This is a genomic window from Pseudomonas sp. GL-R-19 (genome assembly GCF_019956375.1).
Taxonomy (GTDB): domain Bacteria; phylum Pseudomonadota; class Gammaproteobacteria; order Pseudomonadales; family Pseudomonadaceae; genus Aquipseudomonas.
In genome coordinates, this window is the sequence record NZ_JAHBDJ010000055.1 from 126,156 (window position 1) to 145,007 (window position 18,852).

10 protein-coding genes are annotated in these 18,852 nt (G+C 60.1%); 7 read left to right on the forward strand and 3 right to left on the reverse strand.

Annotated elements, in window-relative coordinates:
* Positions 1-42 precede the first annotated feature (42 nt).
* Positions 43-663, forward strand: coding sequence for an acyltransferase (locus KGA83_RS23965; protein WP_223531067.1), 621 nt, complete (start codon positions 43-45; stop codon positions 661-663).
* Positions 664-782: 119 nt separating this feature from the next.
* On the opposite strand, the gene KGA83_RS23970 is transcribed toward KGA83_RS23965, so the two are convergent.
* Positions 783-1,718 (reverse strand): SIS domain-containing protein, encoded by a 936-nt coding sequence (locus KGA83_RS23970; RefSeq protein WP_115948394.1) that lies wholly within the window; start codon positions 1,716-1,718, stop codon positions 783-785.
* 424 nt (positions 1,719-2,142) lie between these two features.
* Here KGA83_RS23970 and KGA83_RS23975 point away from each other — a divergent pair, with 424 nt between their 5' ends.
* The 6 genes from KGA83_RS23975 to KGA83_RS24000 all read left to right on the forward strand — a co-directional run bounded on the left by KGA83_RS23975 (position 2,143) and on the right by KGA83_RS24000 (position 9,761).
* Entirely contained in the window at positions 2,143-4,176 is a 2,034-nt protein-coding gene (locus KGA83_RS23975; protein ID WP_223531068.1) for a capsular polysaccharide biosynthesis protein, read from the forward strand.
* 5 nt (positions 4,177-4,181) lie between these two features.
* The gene (locus KGA83_RS23980; RefSeq protein WP_223531069.1) at positions 4,182-5,435 is read left to right on the forward strand and encodes a capsule biosynthesis protein; all 1,254 of its coding nucleotides are present in this window, start codon (positions 4,182-4,184) and stop codon (positions 5,433-5,435) included.
* The gene (locus KGA83_RS23985) at positions 5,432-6,208 is read left to right on the forward strand and encodes an SDR family NAD(P)-dependent oxidoreductase (RefSeq protein ID WP_108219156.1); all 777 of its coding nucleotides are present in this window, start codon (positions 5,432-5,434) and stop codon (positions 6,206-6,208) included. Before KGA83_RS23980 ends, KGA83_RS23985 begins: the two co-directional genes overlap by 4 nt.
* Positions 6,209-6,272: 64 nt before the next feature.
* The gene (locus KGA83_RS23990) at positions 6,273-7,718 is read left to right on the forward strand and encodes an LTA synthase family protein (protein ID WP_223531070.1); all 1,446 of its coding nucleotides are present in this window, start codon (positions 6,273-6,275) and stop codon (positions 7,716-7,718) included.
* Positions 7,711-8,322 (forward strand): GNAT family N-acetyltransferase, encoded by a 612-nt coding sequence (locus tag KGA83_RS23995; RefSeq protein WP_223531071.1) that lies wholly within the window; start codon positions 7,711-7,713, stop codon positions 8,320-8,322. Before KGA83_RS23990 ends, KGA83_RS23995 begins: the two co-directional genes overlap by 8 nt.
* Positions 8,323-8,333: 11 nt before the next feature.
* Positions 8,334-9,761: a capsule biosynthesis protein gene (locus tag KGA83_RS24000; RefSeq protein ID WP_223531072.1), complete on the forward strand. Its 1,428-nt coding sequence runs from the start codon at positions 8,334-8,336 to the stop codon at positions 9,759-9,761.
* Positions 9,762-9,906: 145 nt separating this feature from the next.
* Here KGA83_RS24000 and KGA83_RS24005 read toward each other — a convergent pair whose 3' ends face one another.
* Together KGA83_RS24005 and KGA83_RS24010 are read right to left on the reverse strand one after the other, a co-directional pair.
* Entirely contained in the window at positions 9,907-11,256 is a 1,350-nt protein-coding gene (locus tag KGA83_RS24005; protein WP_317850601.1) for an aminotransferase class I/II-fold pyridoxal phosphate-dependent enzyme, read from the reverse strand.
* A gap of 8 nt (positions 11,257-11,264) precedes the next feature.
* Complete coding sequence (locus KGA83_RS24010; protein WP_223531074.1) at positions 11,265-18,827, reverse strand: type I polyketide synthase; 7,563 nt, start codon at positions 18,825-18,827, stop codon at positions 11,265-11,267.
* Positions 18,828-18,852: the final 25 nt, after the last annotated feature.

An 18,852-nucleotide genomic window follows, 5' to 3' on the forward strand; every position in this document is an offset into this window, starting at 1 on the left:
AGGCCCTTAAAGGGCCTCTGCTTTATAGCGGACGCTCACAATATGCTAAATTTCCAGAAACTTACCGGCACTGATGAAAACATCATCCACATCGGTAACAACACCAAAGTTAGCGCTGAATGCTCTTTAGAATTCAAAGCCTTTCATAACGGATCAGGCGGAAAAAACAACACCGTTAAAATCGGTGAAAATTGCAACATCAGAGCACTGAAAATATCTATCCAAGGAACTGATAACACCATTGAAATTGATAGCAACTGCAATTTAAACGGCGCTATCAACATTGGCATCATCGGGACCGGACGAAAAGTAAAGATCGGTAAAAATTGCACAATTAACGGCATGTTTTTAAACTGCCGAGATCAAGACATATATATTGGCGACGACTGCCTACTCTCAAATGAAATAAAAATCAGATCTTCAGACGCCCATAAAATATTTGATTCAGAAACAAAAACTCAAATTAACCTACCGCATTCTCCAGTCGTCATTGGAAATCACGTATGGATTGGTCAAGGTGTATTCATTGGAAAGAATGCAAGCATCGCTGATGGCTGCGTAGTTGGAACTAGATCAGTAGTTACAAAAAAGATCACTGAGCCAAACTGCATTATTGGTGGAATCGGAAAAATCTTGAGAACAGGCATCTACTGGGAAAAATGACCTGCCAGTATGGCTAACAGCGACATAGCCAGCACTTTAATAGGCAGCCAACCACTAAGAGTCTCAATGATTAGCTGCCTATACAAACAAAATGCAGAAATTACCGCTTCAAAATTGACCTAATCAAAAATCTCCACAACCCCCACCACCTCATCACTCCCCTCTGCCGTCACCGGCAACGCCCGAATCTTGTGATCCTGCATATAGGCTTCTGCCTCACACAACTGCGCCGTGGCTTTCACGGTGTGCGGTTTGGCGGTCATGAAGCTGGCGACGCTTTCGTTGATCACGCCCGGGTTATTCAGCAGCGCGCGGCGCAGGTCGCCGTCGGTGACGATGCCGACCAGTTTGTCGTTGTCCATGACCAGTGCAAGGCCCAGGCGGCTGGAGGTCATGACCAGCAGGCAGTCGTGGAACGAAGTGTCGCGGGTGACTTTAGGGATGTTGGTGTTCATCACGTCGCTGACGCGAGTGAGCAGTTTGCGGCCGAGGCTGCCGCCGGGGTGGTAGCGGGCGAAGTCCATGGGTTTGAAGTCGAGTGCGGCAATCAGGGCCACCGCGAGGGCATCGCCCATGGCCATGGTGGCCAGGGTGGAGGTGGTCGGCGCCAGGTTGTTCGGGCACACCTCGCGCTCGACCGAGATGTCGAGCCAGATATCGGCGTGCTTGGCCAGCGTGGATTGGCCATTGCCGGTCATGGCGATGATCTTGTTGCCGAAGGACTTCAGGCTCGGGATCAGCTTGATGACTTCTTCGGTTTCGCCGCTGTAGGAAATCAGGATCAACACGTCGATTGGCTTGAGCATGCCCAGGTCGCCGTGGAAGGCTTCCGCCGGGTGCAGGAACAGGCTCGGGGTGCCGGTGGAGGCGAAGGTGGCGACCATTTTCTGGCCGATCAGCCCGGATTTACCCATACCACAGACCGCAGCGCGGCCCTTGCAACCGAGGATGAGCTCTACGGCGCGCTGGAACTCGCCATTGAGACGTTCTGCGAGCTGGCTGATGGCTTGCGCCTGGGCGCTGAGCGCTTCTTTGGCAATTGGAAGGTGATTCATGGGAAATCGATCGATCCTTGATTTAAGTGGCGCGTATGTTAACGGCTCAATAGCCTGACGGAAACTAACGTTATATCAACCCAGGGAAAATAGTCACTTTTCTGTGTCGCCGAGAGCTCGAACATGGCAGTTGCCGGTTGGAGATTTTTGATGTCGCCCCATTTTGATCGACTGTTACAGAAGGTACGCAAGGACTCCTCGCCTTTCAGGTGCCAATAGTCATACCGCACGACTCAACGCCGGCAGTGCCCCTCCTCTGAGCAACACCCAATGTTTGTAGGTCATTTCCCACTTTTTATCGTTATAAATTGTCGGCTTTGTATTATCATCCGCCCCACTTATGAAAGAGCGTTGCCTGAGACGCTTTGGATTTTTTGCGCGTCTCGCAAGCGAGTGCGTCACCTAGGGATACCTGCTGTTTTTCATGGACAAAAACCTCCTGAATCGGCCGTGCTTGCTGGTGCTGTCTAAAGGCGCCCAGCAAGTTGCCACGCTCCCCGCCCTGTTGCCCGACTATCGATTACTGCCTGGTTCGACTCGTGACGTCGCTCAGGCCGATGTGTTGCTGGCGTGGGGTCGCAAGCCAAGCGCCCTGTTTGCCCAACGGGAAGCACAAAAAACCGGTCTGCCTGTGCTGTCGGTAGAGGATGGTTTTTTGCGTTCGGTGGGCCTTGGTGCGGATGAGCCGCCGCTGTCGCTGATCGTCGATGACCTGGGCATTTATTACGATGCCGATAATCCGTCGCGCCTGGAAGTATTGATCCCGACATCCTTGGGTGAGTCTCAGACTCTCCGCGCCCGGGCCTTGCAGGCGAGCTGGCGGGAAGAGCGCGTTTCCAAGTACAACAGCGCCCGCATCGAACAATGCCATTTACCGCAACCTTGCGTTTTGGTCGCTGACCAGACCAAGGGCGATGCCTCACTTCAGGGCGCCGGCGAGGCTGATTTTGAGCGCATGCTCCAGGCTGCACTCGATGAGCATCCTCAGTGCATTGTCGTGGTGAAGATCCACCCGGATGTCGTGGCAGGCCGCAAGCAAGGCCACTTTGATCTTGAAGCGCTGAGCAATCGGCCGCGCGTCCATGTGATCAGCCGTAATGTTCATCCTGCCGAGTTACTGAGCGAAGTTCAGGCGGTGTATGTGATGACCTCGCAACTGGGCTTCGACGCGCTGTTGTCGGACGTGCCGGTGCACACTTTCGGCATGCCGTTTTATGCCGGCTGGGGTTTGACCGTGGATGCCCTGCCCGCTCCCGAGCGGCGCCAGCCGGTCAGTCTTGAGCAATTGGTGCATGCGGCGCTGGTGGAGTACCCGCGTTATGTCGACCCGGAGACGGGCGCGCCGTGCCAACCCGAGACTGTGCTGGCATGGCTGGGGTTGCAGCGACGGATGCGCAGTCGCTTGCCGCAGGACTTGCAGATGGTTGGTTTCAGCAAGTGGAAACGGCCGTTGGTGCTGGACTTTTTCAATGGTTCATCCACCCGGTTTGCCGCGCCTTCCAGACGTTCGAAGCCCCTTGCAATGGTGGTCAGCTGGGGTTGCCAGCACGACTCGGCACTGGCGCAACAGCACCACACCAACCACCTGGGCCGCGTCGAAGACGGCTTCCTCCGTTCAGTCGGCCTGGGCGCGAAGAAAACCCGGCCACTGTCCTGGGTGTTCGACGACCTGGGCATCTACTACGACGCCACTCGCCCTTCGCGTCTGGAGCAGCTCTTGCAGAACGAGTCGTGCCCGCCTGAGTTGTTGCGGCGGGCGGCGGCGCTGCGCGAAGCGATCTGCGCCGCCGGAGTGACCAAATACAACTTGCCCGGTGCCACGTGGAAACGTCCGCCGGGTGTCGAGCAGGTGATTCTGGTGCCGGGACAAGTGGAGTCCGACGCCTCGATCCGTTACGGCGCGCACCGCATCCGGCGCAATCTTGATTTGCTCAAGGCAGTGCGCGCCCGCCACCCGATGGCATGGCTGTTGTACAAGCCGCACCCTGAAGTGCTGGCCGGCACACGCGAGGCTGGCGAGGACGAAGAACACACCCGTCAATGGTGCAACCAGGTGGTGGGCGATGTGCCCTTCCACGAGCTGTTGTCCGAGGTCGATGAGGTGCATGTGCTGACCTCGCAATCGGGCTTCGAAGCCTTGTTGCGCGGCGTGCCGGTGACCACTTACGGCCAGCCGTTTTATGCCGGCTGGGGGTTGACCCACGATCAGGACCTCAGCCCGCAGGTCCAGGCGCGTCGTACCCGGCGCCTGAGCCTGGACGAACTGGTGGCCGCGACCCTGATTCGCTACCCGACTTATGTCAGCCGCATTACCCGAAGATTCACCACCCCCGAACGTACGTTAATCGAGATTCAGAACTGGGATGAAGTACCTGCGCAAGGAAGAACTCCAACATGGCGAGAGATGATTCAGCGTTTGCTCCTTACTGTCTTGAGACCGTCGCCAAGGAAATTTTAGTTCCCATGCAGCGCTCCAAACGCCTGGTATCGGTGAAACCACGCAACTCGTTCCTGTTTTTGCAGGGCGTCAGTTCACCGTTTTTTGCACGTCTGGTGCGAGCGCTGCGGGCCGAGGGACAACGGGTCAAGTCCATCAACTTCAATATGGGCGACACCCTGTACGGCAGCGGCACGCGCGTGTTTTGTTCGGCGCGCCCCGAGCAGTTGAAAGACTTCTACAGCCAGTGTTTCAGCGCCGACCAGATTACCGATGTGGTGCTCTTCGGTGACTGCCGCCCCGTGCATCAACCGGCGGTGGAACTGGCCAAGTCTCTGGGGATTCGCGTACACGTGTTCGAAGAGGGTTACTTCCGCCCGTACTGGATCACCCTTGAGCGCAATGGCGTGAACAATCACTCGCTACTGCCCCGCGATCCGCAGTGGTATCGGGAAGTGGGCAAGTACATCCCGCGCTATCACAACGGCAATTCATTCCGCCTGTCCTTTGCCTCCAGGGCCTTCCATGATGTGATGTATCACGTCGGCGGCGCACTGAACAAAGTGGTGTTCCCCCACTATAAAACCCACGCCCCGTTCAACGCGGCCGTGGAGTATGCCGGCTACATTCGCCAGGGCCTGCGCCTGGTCAGTGCCAGGGGCCGTGACTCCGAGGTCATCAGTGAAGTGGCGCGCAACCGTCACCGAACCTTCCTGTTGCCGCTGCAACTCGACAGTGATGCGCAGATCCGCGACCACTCGCCCTTCAAGCATATGAAGGATGTGTTGAAACACGTATTGGGCTCGTTTGCCCGCCATGCCGGCAGCGATGCGCGGCTGGTGGTCAAGAACCATCCGCTGACACCAGGCATCGTCAACTACCACCGCATCACCCGCCGGATTGCCGACAAATTCGGCATTGCCGACCGCGTGTACTTCCTCGAAAGCGGCCACATGCCGACACTGCTGTCGCATGTCGCCGGCGTGGTCACGGTCAATAGCACCGTGGGCGGTTCGTCACTGATGCACAACGTGCCGACCATTGCCCTCAGCGACCCGATCTACAACCTCAAGGGCCTGACCCACCAAGGCGGTCTCGATGATTTCTGGGACAACCCGGAGCCTCCCGACTCCACCCTCTTTCAGCGCTTTCGCAGCACGGTCATTCACACCACGCAAGTCAACGGCGGCTTTTACACCCGCTGCGGCATCGACATGGCGGTGAACAATTCCCTGGAAGTGCTGATGGCCAAAACCTCGAAAATCGAACAGTACCTATGACGTCACGACAGTCTCCACGCTGCATTCTCATCACCGGTGCCACAGGCGGCATCGGTGGCGCGCTGGCACCCGCCTACGCGAAACCGGGGGTTACGCTGATCCTGCAGGGCCGACGCCTGGACCGCCTGGAGGAAATGGCCGCCCAGTGCCGCGCCGCCGGCGCCCGCGTACTGCTGCAACCGCTGGATGTTCAGGATCTGCAGGCCTTGCGCAGCTGGATCGGCGAGATCAGTGTCACCGAGCAGCCGGACCTGATCATTGTCGGTGCCGGGGTCAATACGTCCACCGGCGACAACGGCGAAGGCGAAGTCTGGGAGCTGTCCCAGGCGCTGATCGAAATCAACGTGCTGGCAGCCCTTGCCACGGTGCAGGCCGCATTGCCGGCCATGCGTGCCCGCAAGTCCGGGCAGATCGCCCTGTTCAGCTCGCTGGCCGGTTGGCGCGGACTGCCGGCCACACCGAGCTACAGCGCCAGCAAGGCAGCGATCAAGGCTTATGGCGAAGCCATGCGCGACCTGGTGGCAACCGATGGTGTGAAGATCAACGTGATCATGCCGGGCTACGTCGAATCGAAAATGTGCTTTGAAATGCCCGGGCCAAAACCGCTGCTCTGGACCCCGGACAAGGCTGCGCGACGGATTCAGCGCGGGCTGGCGGCGAACCAGGCGCGCATCAGCTTTCCGTTCCCGCTGAACCTTGGGTGCTGGGCTCTGGGGGTCATCCCGCCACGACTGTCGTCGATCATTTTGCGGTGGCTGGATTACGGTGCCTGATTTTTTGAATAACGTTTTTTGCTCGGTTGTAGTGCCTGGTTTTCTCCTGTCTTGCGCAATCGAAATGCTCCTGGTGCCGCGTACCGGCTGGTCCCGTCCGCTTCGCAGCTGGCTGTTGCATGGCGGTGCCTGGGCATTCGCCGTTGGCTTGCTGTACCTGATCAGCGGTCGCGCGTATTTCAGTGCGGTCAACGTGCTGGCGCTGTGGCTGCTGATCGTGCTGGTGAGCAACGCCAAATACCATTCGCTGCGCGAGCCATTTGTCTGCGCCGATTTCGAATACTTCAGCGACGCCGTACGCTTTCCACGCCTGTACTTGCCATTCTTCGGCATTGGCAAAGCCATCGGCCTGGCCCTTCTGTTTATCGCCTACCTCGCGTGCGGGTTGTATTTCGAACCGGTGGGCGGCAATGCCTGCGTCGTGGCTACGGGCACACTGCTGGGCGGTTTGGTGCTGCTGATGCTCGGCGGCTTGAAGCCACTGCGCCCGACGTTCGACGCCAGCCTCGACCTCGGTCGCTGGGGATTGGCGGCCAGTTTGTGGACGTACTTTATCGCGGCCCGGCGCCCGGTGGACCTCAATCGACTGCACTCGGCGTTTGCCGATGAGCTGCCACGCCCGGCGTCCGACACCGTGCTGCCGGACCTGGTATCGGTACAAAGCGAATCGTTCTTCGATGCGCGCAGGCTGTGGCCCGGCATCCGTCCACAGGTGCTCGGCCACTTCGACACCTTGCGGGCCGAGGCGCTGGCCCAGGGTCGTCTGCAAGTCGCCGCGTGGGGCGCCAACACGGTCCGCAGCGAGTTTGCCTTCCTCACCGGGATCAAGGTCGACCAACTGGGCGTCCATCGATTCAACCCTTATCGCCACCTGGCGCGACAGGGCGTTGCGAGCATCGCCAAGGCGCTCAAACGCCAGGGTTATCGCACGGTCTGCGTGCATCCTTATGTCGGCAGTTTTTATGGTCGGGACAAGGTGTTGCCTGCACTGGGCTTCGACGAATTCATCGACGTCCGCAGTTTCACCGAACAGCAAAAGGCCGGCCCGTTCATCGGTGACTGCGCGGTGGCGGACAAGATCAGCGCGTTGCTTGATGATCCGTCCCGTACCCAGCCGTTGTTTATTCATGCCATCACCATGGAAAACCACGGCCCGCTGCACCTGGAAAATGTCGAAGCCGGCGACCTGCCGCAGTGGTTTGACCAGCCGCTACCAGAAAGCCTGCGTGATCTGGCTCCGTACGTGCGCCACTTGAGCAATGCCGACCGCATGCTCGGTCAGCTGCGTGAACATTTTCTGAGCCGCAGCACACCAACCGGGCTGTGCTTTTTCGGTGACCATGTGCCGATCCTGCCTGACGTCTATGGCGCCCTGGAGGCACCGGATGGCGATACCGAGTACTTCATCTGGTCCAATACTTCGCCGCGTGCCAATGCCTGCGCAGACCTCGGAGTCGAGCATCTGGCCAAGGCCTTTATCGACCATCTGGCCCCTACTGCCGATGACTGAAACCCGAGGTGAGCCGGTGCAGGTGGTTCTCGCGTCCAGCCTTGCGCAGCGCGACCCTGCGGTTGCGCGCTGGATCACCGCGGGGCGCGGCTCGTTGGCGTTTATCCTCGGCAATGAAGACTGCCGCCATCGCCTGCTCGCGCAGTCGATCAACTGGGACCGCGTCCTGCTGGCCTGTCAGGACGGCGCACCAGTGGGTTACGCCTCGTTCAAACACCAGCGCCGCGGACCATTTTCACCGGGCATCCGGCCATTCATTCATGAATTTGGGCGACTGGGCGGCTCGCTGCGTTATGGCCTGTTCGTGATCAGCGAATGTCGCGAGTGGTACTACGGTTTTTATCTGTACGGCTTGCATGTGCGCAAAGCCGCACGACGCCAGGGGGTGGCCAGTGCCTTGTTGCAGGTCGCCTTTGATCAGGCACTGAGCCTTGGCCATACCAAAATCGAGCTGGAAGTGCAGGTGAAGAACCTTGCGGCCAGGGCGTTCTATGCCCGCCACGCCTTCATGCCGAGACACACCTTTCCAACGAACTGGCTGAGCTGCGTGATGCCCTTCCCGACGGTCATCAACCTGCGCCGCAGACTATCGCCCCATCCATGAGCAGCCCGTAAATGAATCGATCCGTACCCCTTGAATCGCTGGTGGATGGTCCCGGCCGGGTGGGCATCATGTCGCAGTGGGTGATGTGGAAAGTCCATCATCTGGAGGAGTTTCTCGACCCCGAAGGTCAGCCTCATTGGCTGTGGCGACGCGGCCGGCAGCGCCCCGCAGGCTTGAAGGCGATTGCCGGAATCGGCTACAAAAGTTCCTCTGACCATGCGCGGGTCTTGTGCAAGCGCTGGGGCATTCCCTACGTCGCACTGGAGGATGGCTTCCTGCGTTCATCTTCGCTGGGCGTCGAAGGCGATACGCCGATGTCGATGGTGGTCGACCCCATTGGCATTCACTACCTGGCCGATCGCCCGTCACGGCTGGAGAACATCCTGCAAGCCCCGCAGACCCTGAGCGCTTCGGAGCAGGCGACCGCACGGGAGCTGATTGCCCTGATGCGCAGCAGTGGCATCGGCAAATACAACAACGCACCGGACCTGAGCGACGACGACCCGCTGGGCCGTGACAAGCCGCTGATTCTGGTGGTCGACCAGACTTATGGCGACTTCTCCATCCCTGGCGGCGGGCTGTGCGAAGCCGATTTTATCCGCATGCTCGACGAAGCACTGGCGCAACACCCCGAGGCGGACGTGCGGGTGCGGATTCACCCGGACTGCATCAACGGCCACAAAAAAAGTTGCCTGCTTGACGCCGCTCTTGCCCGCGGCGTGACACTGGAAAGTCGCCATGTGTCCTGGGCCTCGCTGGCGCGCCGGGCGCAGCGGGTCTATGTAGGTACCAGTCAGGCCGGGCTCGAGGCCTTGATTCAAGGCATCCCGGTCACCTGCTTCGGCTTGCCGTTCTACGCCGGCTGGGGCCTGACCGATGATCGCCTGGCAATCCCCCGTCGCCAGGCACGACCGAACCTTGAGCAATTGGTGGCGGCGGCGTACATCCGCTATTGCCGCTACGTCGACCCGCTGACCGATCAGCGTTGCGATGTCATGACTGTGGCCCGTCAACTGGCCCGGCAAAAACACCAGGACAGCCAGTTCGCGGGGACATTGACCGTGCTGGGTGTGCCACACCGACAGCGGCCGGTGATCCGGACCTTGCTCAAAAGCCGGTGGGGCCGGTTGACGTTCGCCAGCGATAGTGCCGGGCTGATGCAATCCGTAGTCGGCGAAACCGGCAAGCTGTTGGTGTGGCGAGCCAGCGAACCCGGTGATCTGCAATCCCGTGCCGAGGCCCACAACGTGCCGCTATGGCGCATCAGCCCGGGCATGCTGCAATCACCGGGTGGCGATGAGCAACCACTGGTTCAGATTCGCGGCCTGCCGTGCAGTCCCCATCAAGCCCGGGAGTACAACTCCCATTCTAAAGCCGGCCTGCTCGACCGCTGCGCACGTTATCGACAAATTCACCGCTACCTCAGACGCATGTTCTGATCCATTGCTGGCGAAGGCGCCTTTGAAACTTGTAGTGCGCTTTCGGCCGTCTTCGCTGGCAAGCCAGCTCCTACAAAATCGTGCGCATACCGTCACTTTTCGTGTCCACACATTCCCTGTAGGAGCCGGCTTGCGCCTACTTGCGTTATAGCTTTTTCAGCTCCTGCGCGACGACGGCGACGGTCTCGGCGATTTGCTCGGGGGTGTGCAGGCATGACACGAAGAAGCGTACGCGGGCGGACTTTTCCGGCACTGCCGGGTGCAGGATCGGCTGGGCATTGATGCCGCGTTGGGCCAGGGCGCCGGACAGTTGCGTGGCCTTGAGCGAGCTGCCGGTAATCACCGGAATTACCGCCAGCCCGGTGCTGGTGCCGGTGTCCAGTCCCGCCTCGCGGGCCAGGGCCAGAAACTGTTGGCCGCGTGCCTGCAAGGTCGCCACGCGCTCGGCATCCGTGGCCATGCAGCGCAAGGCAGCCAGCGCAGCGGCAGCCACCGAGGCCGGCATGCCGACGCTGTAGAGAAACCCCGGAGCCATGAATTTCAAGTGTTCCACCAGTGCCGATTCACCGGCAATGTAGCCCCCACAACTGGCCAGCGACTTGCTCAGGGTGCCCATCCAGATGTCCACGTCCCGGCCGGCCAGGCCGAAGTGCTCACGAATGCCCTTGCCATTGGCGCCCATCACACCCAGGGAATGCGCTTCGTCGACCATAAGGAACACCCGGTGCCTGTTTTTCAGCTCGACGAATCGCGGCAGGTCCGGGTAATCGCCGTCCATGCTGTAGATCCCTTCAAGCACCACCAGGACCCGCTCGAAATGCTGGCGCTGATCGCCGAGCAGGCGGTCGAGCGCTTCCCAATCGTTGTGGGCAAAGCTGAGCCGGCGCGCACCGGACAGTTGAATCCCTTGCAGCACACTGTTGTGGATCAGCTCGTCATGCACCACCAGATCACGGGGGCCGAACAGGTAGCCAATGGTCGTGACATTGGTGGCATGACCGCTGACGAAGGTGATGGCGTCATCGACCTCATACAGGCTGGCCAGTTCGGCTTCCAGTTCACGATGGATCGGTCGGTCTCCGGAGACCAGGCGACTGGCCGATACCGACGTGCCGTAATGATCGATGGCAGCCTTGGCAGCCTCGGCAATCGCCGGATGCCCGGAGTAACCCAGGTAGTTGTAACTGGCAAAGTTGACGAAGCGTCGGCCCTGAATCGTTGTCTCGGCACCCGCCAGGCTTTCGTGCAACTTGAAGAACGGATTGGCCAGGCCGATGCGCGCCGCGCCGTCGCGCATGATCCGCAGTTGCTGGTAACCGGGGTGCTGATCGAAACGATAGAACTGCTCCGGTACTGCCCGGGCATTGCGCCCAACCTGCGCCAGCGAGGCGGGTTGCGCCCCCTCGCTGCTCTGTCGCTGGCGCCGTTCCAGGGCTTGCTGGATCAGCTTGTCTTTCATTGAAGCGCCAAGCCCGGATGAAGGTTTAGTGGTCATAGTCAGTGTCAGTCGATCAAACGGGAAAGGTCGGAGCCCTGGTTGCGCACGCCTTCGCTGACCAGGGCCAGTTCGGCCTGGGACAGATCGACGCCATGGCGCGCCAAAGCATCGGCGGTCAGTATCTGCAAATTGTCTTCGCTACCGGAATCCGCCTCGGCGTCCTGGTGGCTGCGCAGCAGTTCGAGGATACGCACAGTGAGTTTGGCGATGCTTGAAGTTTCACTCAGCTCCATCACCGGCAAGCGAATGCCGAAGCGCTCTTCGACCGCGACCACCAACTCCACACTCATCAGCGAGTCGAGCCCCAGCTCCTGTAGCGGACGGCTGCTGTCGAGCTTGCTGGCAGGAATGCGCAAAATCTCACTGATTTCCTGCTTGAGCATTTCGGCGAACAGTTCGGTGAGTTCCTGATCATTCATTTCCGCCAACAGGCGCTGAATGTCATCGACATCGCTCTCTTCGTCCTGCTCGCCGCTGTGCAGCCTGGCCAGTTCAGTGAATTTCGGTGTACCGGCCGCCGGCAAGAAACGCGACAAGGCCTTCCAGTCGAGTTCCAACACCCCCAGCCCGGAACGCCGTTGCAGCAACAGCTTCTCCAGGGTATCGAGGGCCGCTTGCGACTGCAGGGCCGCGCCGCCCATACGGCTTTGCAGGGCGTCCTTGATGTCCTGGTTGCGCGCGAGGAAACCGGCGTCATCAATCGCGCCCCACAGCACGGCGGTCGCCGGCAGCCCTTGCAACAAGCGATGACGCGCCAGTGCTTCTAGCCAATGGTTGGCCGCCACGTAGTTGGCCTGCCCCGGGTTGCCGAACAGGGTCGTGGCCGAGGAGAACAGCACGAAGAAGTCCAACGGCAAATGGGCCGTCAATTCATGCAGCAATTGTGCGCCTTTGGCTTTGGGTTCAAGCACCCGTTGCAACTGCTCCTGGCTGAGGTTGCGGATCAGCCCATCGTCAAACACGGTGGCCGCATGCACGATGCCCCGCAACGGTGCCCTGGAGGCTTCGATGCTCGCCAGCACGCTACGCAATTGAGCGCTATCGGTGATATCGCAAGCCAGCGCCTGCACCTCGATACCTTGCTCGCGCCACGCCGCCAGCGACGGCTGCGCTTCTTCGGTAGCAGCACCGCGACGACCGAGCAGCACCAGGTGACGCGCGCCCTTCTCCACCAGCCATTGCGCGGTACGCAGACCGAAACCGCTGAGCCCGCCCGTCACCAGGTAGGTGCCGTCGGCGGCCAGTTGCAAGGCCTGAGCCTGCGCCGCCGGTGCGTGGAAAACCTGCTGGATCGGTGTGCGGTAGGTGACGACGATCTTGCCGATCTGCCGCGCCTGCTGCATGTAGCGGAATGCTTCGACGACTTCATTGGCATCGAAGGCGCGATAAGGCAGCGGACTCAAAATGCCGTCGCGGAACAACGCCATCATTTCGCCAAACAGCCGACGGGTCAGCTGCGGACGTTCGCTCATGAGCTGGTCGGCATCGATGCCAAAGTAGCTGATGTTATTGCGGAACGGCCGCAGGCCGATCTTGGTGTTCTGGTAAAAGTCGCGCTTGCCCAGTTCGAGGAAGCGACCAAACGGCTTGAGTACCCGCAGATTGCGATTGATGGCCTCGCCCGCCAGGGAGTTGAGTACTACATCCACGCCGCGGCCATCGGTAATGGCCAGGATGTCATCGGCAAACGCCAGCGAACGCGAGTCGAAGATATGCTCGACGCCCAACAGGCGCAGGAAATCGCGCTTCTCGTCGCTACCCGCCGTGGCGTAGATTTCGGCGCCGCACCATTTTGCAATCTGGATCGCGGCAATGCCGACGCCGCCCGCGGCACCGTGAATCAGGATTTTCTCTCCCGGTTCAAGCCGCGCTAGGTGATGCACGGCGTAATACACGGTGAAGAAAGTACTCGGAATGGTCGCCGCCGCTTCAAACGACATGCCTTCAGGAATGCGCGCCACAGCATTGGCGTTGGTGATCAGGCGATTGGCGAAGCTCGACGGACCAAAACCGACGACACGGTCGCCCGGCTGGAAATCACCCTCGACCATCGCCCCTTTACCACGCACCACACCGGCAAACTCGAAGCCCAGCGTCGGGCCCGAGAAGCCATTTTCGATCGCTTCATCAGACAGCAGACCCAACGCGTACATAACATCGCGGAAGTTCAAACCCGTGGCCTGAACCTCGATATCCAGTTCATCGTCTGCCGGCACCAGCGCCGCTCGTGCTTCCCAGCGCAGATTGCGCAACTGCCCCGGCAAATCGAAGCCGAGCTTGACCTGCGTCGGCGCATCCAGCCGCGCACTGCCTGGCAACTCATCGGGCTGGATTCGTAGCCGTGCGACATACCGATCGCCCGCCGCGCTGATCGCCAGTTCGGTTTCTTCATCGGCATTGAGCAGTGCCGGCACCAGGGCCTCGACGCCAGCGCCAATCGCCAGATCGAGCAGACGAACTCGACAACCGACTGCTTCGTTCGTCAACGTCCGACCGAAGCCCCACAAGGCAGCATCGGCGATGCCTTGCACAGTCGTATCCAGGCGGGTGCCTTGCGGTAACAAATGGATGGCGGCGCCGGAGGTCAGCAACCAGCAATCCGCAGCGACGCCGGCCGATTCACAGGCTTGCGTGATGGCTGCGGCGTGCATGCAGCGGTCAGCCTGGGCATCAAGCCCTTGGGGTGCGAACAGGCCCGCCAGCATTACCACGTGTTGAGGCAGCGCTGGACGTTCACGTAACTGTTGCGCCAGATCCGATGCCGAGCCAGGCGCGAGCAGCGCGGCCTCTTGACCTTGCTCGCGCAACATCGAGGCGAGTGCCCGGGCAAACGGTGCTTCAGGACCTTGCCCATCGGCTACCAGCAACCAGCTCTGGCGCGGATACTCACGTGCAACCACAAGGGTCTTCGCGGAATTTTCGGCGGCTACCAACAGATAGCAGCCAGACGCCGAGTCCGCAATGAACTCCAGCGGCTCGGACACCTTCAGGCCATGACGCCGCAATTCCTGTTGCCAGAATCCCGGGGGCTGTTGCACCGCTAACGCCTGTTGCCCCTGTCGGGCCAGCCACCAGGAAGGTTCGGCGCCAAATGTGAAGTCCGCCCAACGTGCAGGGTGTTGCGCCAACAGCAGCACTTCACCATTGGCACACAGCCTTGCAGCGCCATGTTGCAAGCCTTGACTGACAGCTTCCAGCGGTGCCAGGTCGGTGGCGACAAGGACCAGATCGAAGTCGTTCGCCGGCACCCGAGCGATTTTTTCCGACGCCTCCAGACTCAGTATCTGAAGCTCCGGGAGCTCAGCCTGAAGCATCGATGCAATTTCAATGTTCTGCGCAGAGTACTGATAATCGACCCGGTCAAAATCCAGGCCGACACACAAGTCTGCCGCCAGTGGTGCCCCCTCGAAACCGAGTTCGAGAATACGCAGGCGCTGCCCGTCAGGCAGAGCGCTCAACCGTTGGGCGATATGTTCTCGCAGACCGCCCAGCAACGCTTGGTGACCGGACGCGCCGAGCACCAGGCGGGTCAATACGGCAGGCGTGGTTTCCCGTGGCAGCAGTTGCGCAATCTTCACCTGACCGCTGATCAGCTCCAGCAGATGCATGCCGATCCGGCCGACCGAATGAATGATCTGGAAGTGTTCGGGATAGCTGCTGAACAGTTCCTGCCAGATGTCTTGCGCACTCGCTCGCTCGCCTTGATCGGCAAGCTGCCAGCCGCCATTGCCTGTCGCAACCAGGCTGCCATCCTCCAGCGCTTGCTCAAGAAGATGCTCAAGATAACCTCCTGCTTCCCAGGTGGAGCGCTGCTGCAGCGTCAGCTCACCGCCCAGCTTCTCGATGGCTTCCAGCACGAAACTGCCACACAGGCCGTCGAGCAAAGGGTCGACTTCATCGGCATAACGGCGCAATCCGGGATCATCCGCGATAGCGCAAAGGTGCTGCTGCAGCTGCGCCTCCAACCGTGAGTCCGCCAATGGCAATGCGCGTTCATTCGCAGGATAGGGTTTGGCAACCCCGACAAAGTCCACCAGTTTGATGTCGCCACGGCGATCCTTGTGCAGCCGAACCCCACGAAAGCGGACGTCCTTGATGCAGATGACCGCGCGACCATGGACGTCGTACAACGTGAAGTCCGCCAACAGGGAATGCGCTGAACGTCGTACCAGAGTGACCTGGGCCAGACAAGGCGGCAGGCTGCCAGCAGCGAAGGCGATACGCCCAAGTTTCACCGGGATAAAGGCCAGGTCTTTGCGGCTGTCGGCCTCCTGGTCCAACAGTTGGGTGATCAACTGGAAGGCACCGTCCAGCAGTGCCGGATGCACATTCAACGTTGCGAGTTCAGCCTCGATCGGGGCCGGGACCGTCAACCGCGCCAACACCTGGTTGCCGTCGATCCAGCCTGCTTCGACGGCTTGATAAGCCGGGCCATAATTGAGACCCACCGCACGGGTCAGCGCCAGGTGCCCGGACGAGGTGAAATCAGGAGCGCGCGCTGGAACGACTGGAGCGGTGCTGGCCAGCAACCCGCCGCGCGCTTCACCCACAAGCCTGGCAACCACATGCTGCACCCACGGCTCAGCCTGGGCAGTGCTGCGCGACACGATGGAAATGGCACCGTCGGTGGTGTCGATCATCACCCGGACCTTTTTGCTGAAATCCGAGTGAAGCAAGAGCGGGCTGTGAATTTCCAGCTCTTCGATTTCCACATACTCACCGGGTTGATACTGCAATGCAGCAGCGAGTGCGACTTCGGTGAAACCCGCGCCCGGGAACAACACCGAGTCGCCCACCATGTGGTCGCCCAGTGACGGGAACAGTTGCGTATCCAGGCGATTGTCCCAGGTGAACTCATGCTCCGGCAGCAGATAACCCAACAGCGGATGGACGCGCTCTCGGCTCAGGTGGCCGGAAGACTCGGGCGTGTCCGTGTGCCAGTGACGTTCGCGCTGCCAGGCGTAATTGGGTAATTGCACGAAACGGCCGGGTTGAGGAAACAGGCATTGCAGATCGATGTCGACACCGACAATCAGTACCTTCGCCAGCGTACGATCAATCATCTGCGGATTTTCTTCACCACGCAGCACCGTCGGGATCACCACCCCTTCCAGTTCCTGGCTGGCCATCGCATCGGCCACATAGGCACGCAGGATCGGGTGCGGGCCGATCTCCACGAATACGTTGTAGCCCTGCTCGGCGAGCGCCTCACTGGCGGACTTGAACAGCACCGGATAACGAATGTTTTTCCACCAGTACCCGGCGTCCAGACATTCACCGGCGAGCACGTCGCCGGTCACGGTCGAATACATTGGAATTCTGGTGTGACCCGGGACGATGTCGCTCAACACGTCGATGACTTGATCGGCGATCATATCCATGGCCGGCGAGTGGAACGCATAATCGAGACCCAGACGGCGAACGAATACCTGACGCTCGGTCAGCGCGTGCTCCAGGGTTTCCAGCGCCGCCACCTGGCCGGCGACGGTCGCCCCCTTGAAACTGTTCTCGCCGGCGACGACCAACTCGCTGTCCAGGTCGAGCGTCTTCAACAGGCTCGCAGTGTCCGCCCCCGACAACCCCACCGCCGACATGTTGCCGCAACCCTTGGTCAAGCCTTGCAGGCGACTGCGATGGTAGATCACACGAGTGGCGTCGTTCAGCGTCAGTGCTCCGCATGCCCAGGCGGCAGCGACTTCACCCACGCTGTGGCCAATGACGGCCACCGGTACTACGCCTTTTTCGGCCAGCATGCGGGTGACGCCCACTTGCAATGCAAACAACGCCGGTTGCGCAAATTCAGTCAACTGATAGCGGTCATCGCCCAGCTCGACCGCCAGTTCGGCGATCAACGAATAGCCGGATAGCGCATGAAAAAACGCGTCCACCTCGGCAACCGCCTGACGGAAAACCGGATCGGCCAGCAACGACTTGCCCATGCCCTGCCACTGCGATCCATTGCCGGAGAAGACGAACACGGGCCCTTTTGCCTGATCCAGGACACGGCCACTTTCCAGTACCGCCGACAACGCCGGAACGCCCGGTTCCGTGACGAAATCCAGTAGCGTCTGAGCGCTGCGTTGAGCATCCGCACCGACCACCACCACCCGTTGCGGGAGCAACTCGCGGCGAAACATCGACTGGTAGGCCACGTCGTAAAGGCTTGCCGCATCCGGCCCGGACAAAAATTGCGCGAGCTGTTCGGACTGGGCCGCCAAGGCCGCGTTGTCCTTGGCAGAAACAATCAGCGGCACTGACTGACCCATCTGGCGCGGGGCCTGCGGCGCCTGTGGCGGACTTTCCAGGATGACGTGGGCGTTGGCCCCGCCGAAACCGAAAGAGTTGACACCGACCACCAGTTTTCCGCTGGGTTTGAGCGCTTGGGTTTCAGTGACCACACTCAGGTTGAGGTCAGCGAAAGGAATGTTCGGATTGAGCTTCTTGATGCCGATGGTGGCGGGCACCTTGCGTTCGATCACGCAATACAGCGCCTTCATCAAACCGGCGACACCCGAGGCTGCCTCAAGGTGCCCGATGTTGCTTTTGATCGAACCGATCAGCAGTGGCTGATCCGCCGGGCGCTGCTGCCCCAGCGCCTCACCGATAGCCCGACTCTCGATAGGATCGCCCACTGGCGTGCCCGTACCGTGAGCTTCCAGGTAGTCAATGTCTGCCGCACTGATGCCGGCACTGTCGTAGGCCTGCTTCATCAGGGCTATCTGCGCATCCGCGCTCGGGACGGTCAAACTCGACTTTCGCCCATCGGTATTAGCCGCACTGCCGGCAACGACCGCGAGGATCTGGTTTGCGTCCTCGATCGCCTTGTCGTAATCCTTCAGATAGAAAAGCCCCGCGCCTTCAGAACGGACATAGCCATCTGCAGACTCATCGAACACATGACATTGCCCCGTGCGCGACAACATTGAAGCCTTGGAAAAGATCAAGAAGCCAAAAGGGTGAAGATGCAGGCTGACACCACCGGTGATCGCCTGTTCGATATCGCCGTTCTGAATGGCCTGGCAAGCCTGGTGAAAGGCCATCAGGGAGGAAGAGCACGCCGTGTCGATGGCCATGCTCGGGCCTTGAAGGTCATAAAAAAAAGATAGCCGGTTGGCCGCGATACTGAAGGTATTGCCGGTGGCGGTTGACGCATCGATCGTCGACATGTCGTGCGTCAGGCGATAGCCGTAGTCGACACTGGCGATCCCCAGGTAAACACCGCAATCGCTGCCACGCAGGCTCGACGGTTTGACACCGGCGTTCTCGAACACTTCCCAGCCAAGCTCCAGCAATAAACGCTGCTGAGGGTCCATGACCGCCGCTTCACGAGGAGAAATATTGAAGAATCCGGCATCGAAAGTAGAAATGTCGCCCAGGGAACCGGAAGCAAACGTGTACGACGTTGCAGGGTTTGCCTTGTCCGGGTGCAGGAACTCGTCCTTGGACCAGCGAGAAAAATCCGCTTGGGTAATAAAGCTCTGCCTGTCCAGCAGGTGCGGCCAAAAAGTTGCAGAAGTAGAGCCTGGAAAACGGAACGACGTCCCTATGATTGCAACTTTCTTACGCATTGCTACTCGCCCTATTCATCCCCAG

Bases quoted from the DNA above. Each gene is read 5' to 3' on its own strand.
- KGA83_RS23965 (WP_223531067.1), top strand. From the start codon at position 43: ATGCTAAATTTCCAGAAACTTACCGGCACTGATGAAAACATCATCCAC.
- KGA83_RS23970 (WP_115948394.1), bottom strand. From the start codon at position 1,718: ATGAATCACCTTCCAATTGCCAAAGAAGCGCTCAGCGCCCAGGCGCAA.
- KGA83_RS23975 (WP_223531068.1), top strand. From the start codon at position 2,143: ATGGACAAAAACCTCCTGAATCGGCCGTGCTTGCTGGTGCTGTCTAAA.
- KGA83_RS23980 (WP_223531069.1), top strand. From the start codon at position 4,182: ATGCAGCGCTCCAAACGCCTGGTATCGGTGAAACCACGCAACTCGTTC.
- KGA83_RS23985 (WP_108219156.1), top strand. From the start codon at position 5,432: ATGACGTCACGACAGTCTCCACGCTGCATTCTCATCACCGGTGCCACA.
- KGA83_RS23990 (WP_223531070.1), top strand. From the start codon at position 6,273: ATGCTCCTGGTGCCGCGTACCGGCTGGTCCCGTCCGCTTCGCAGCTGG.
- KGA83_RS23995 (WP_223531071.1), top strand. From the start codon at position 7,711: ATGACTGAAACCCGAGGTGAGCCGGTGCAGGTGGTTCTCGCGTCCAGC.
- KGA83_RS24000 (WP_223531072.1), top strand. From the start codon at position 8,334: ATGAATCGATCCGTACCCCTTGAATCGCTGGTGGATGGTCCCGGCCGG.
- KGA83_RS24005 (WP_317850601.1), bottom strand. From the start codon at position 11,256: ATGACCACTAAACCTTCATCCGGGCTTGGCGCTTCAATGAAAGACAAG.
- KGA83_RS24010 (WP_223531074.1), bottom strand. From the start codon at position 18,827: ATGCGTAAGAAAGTTGCAATCATAGGGACGTCGTTCCGTTTTCCAGGC.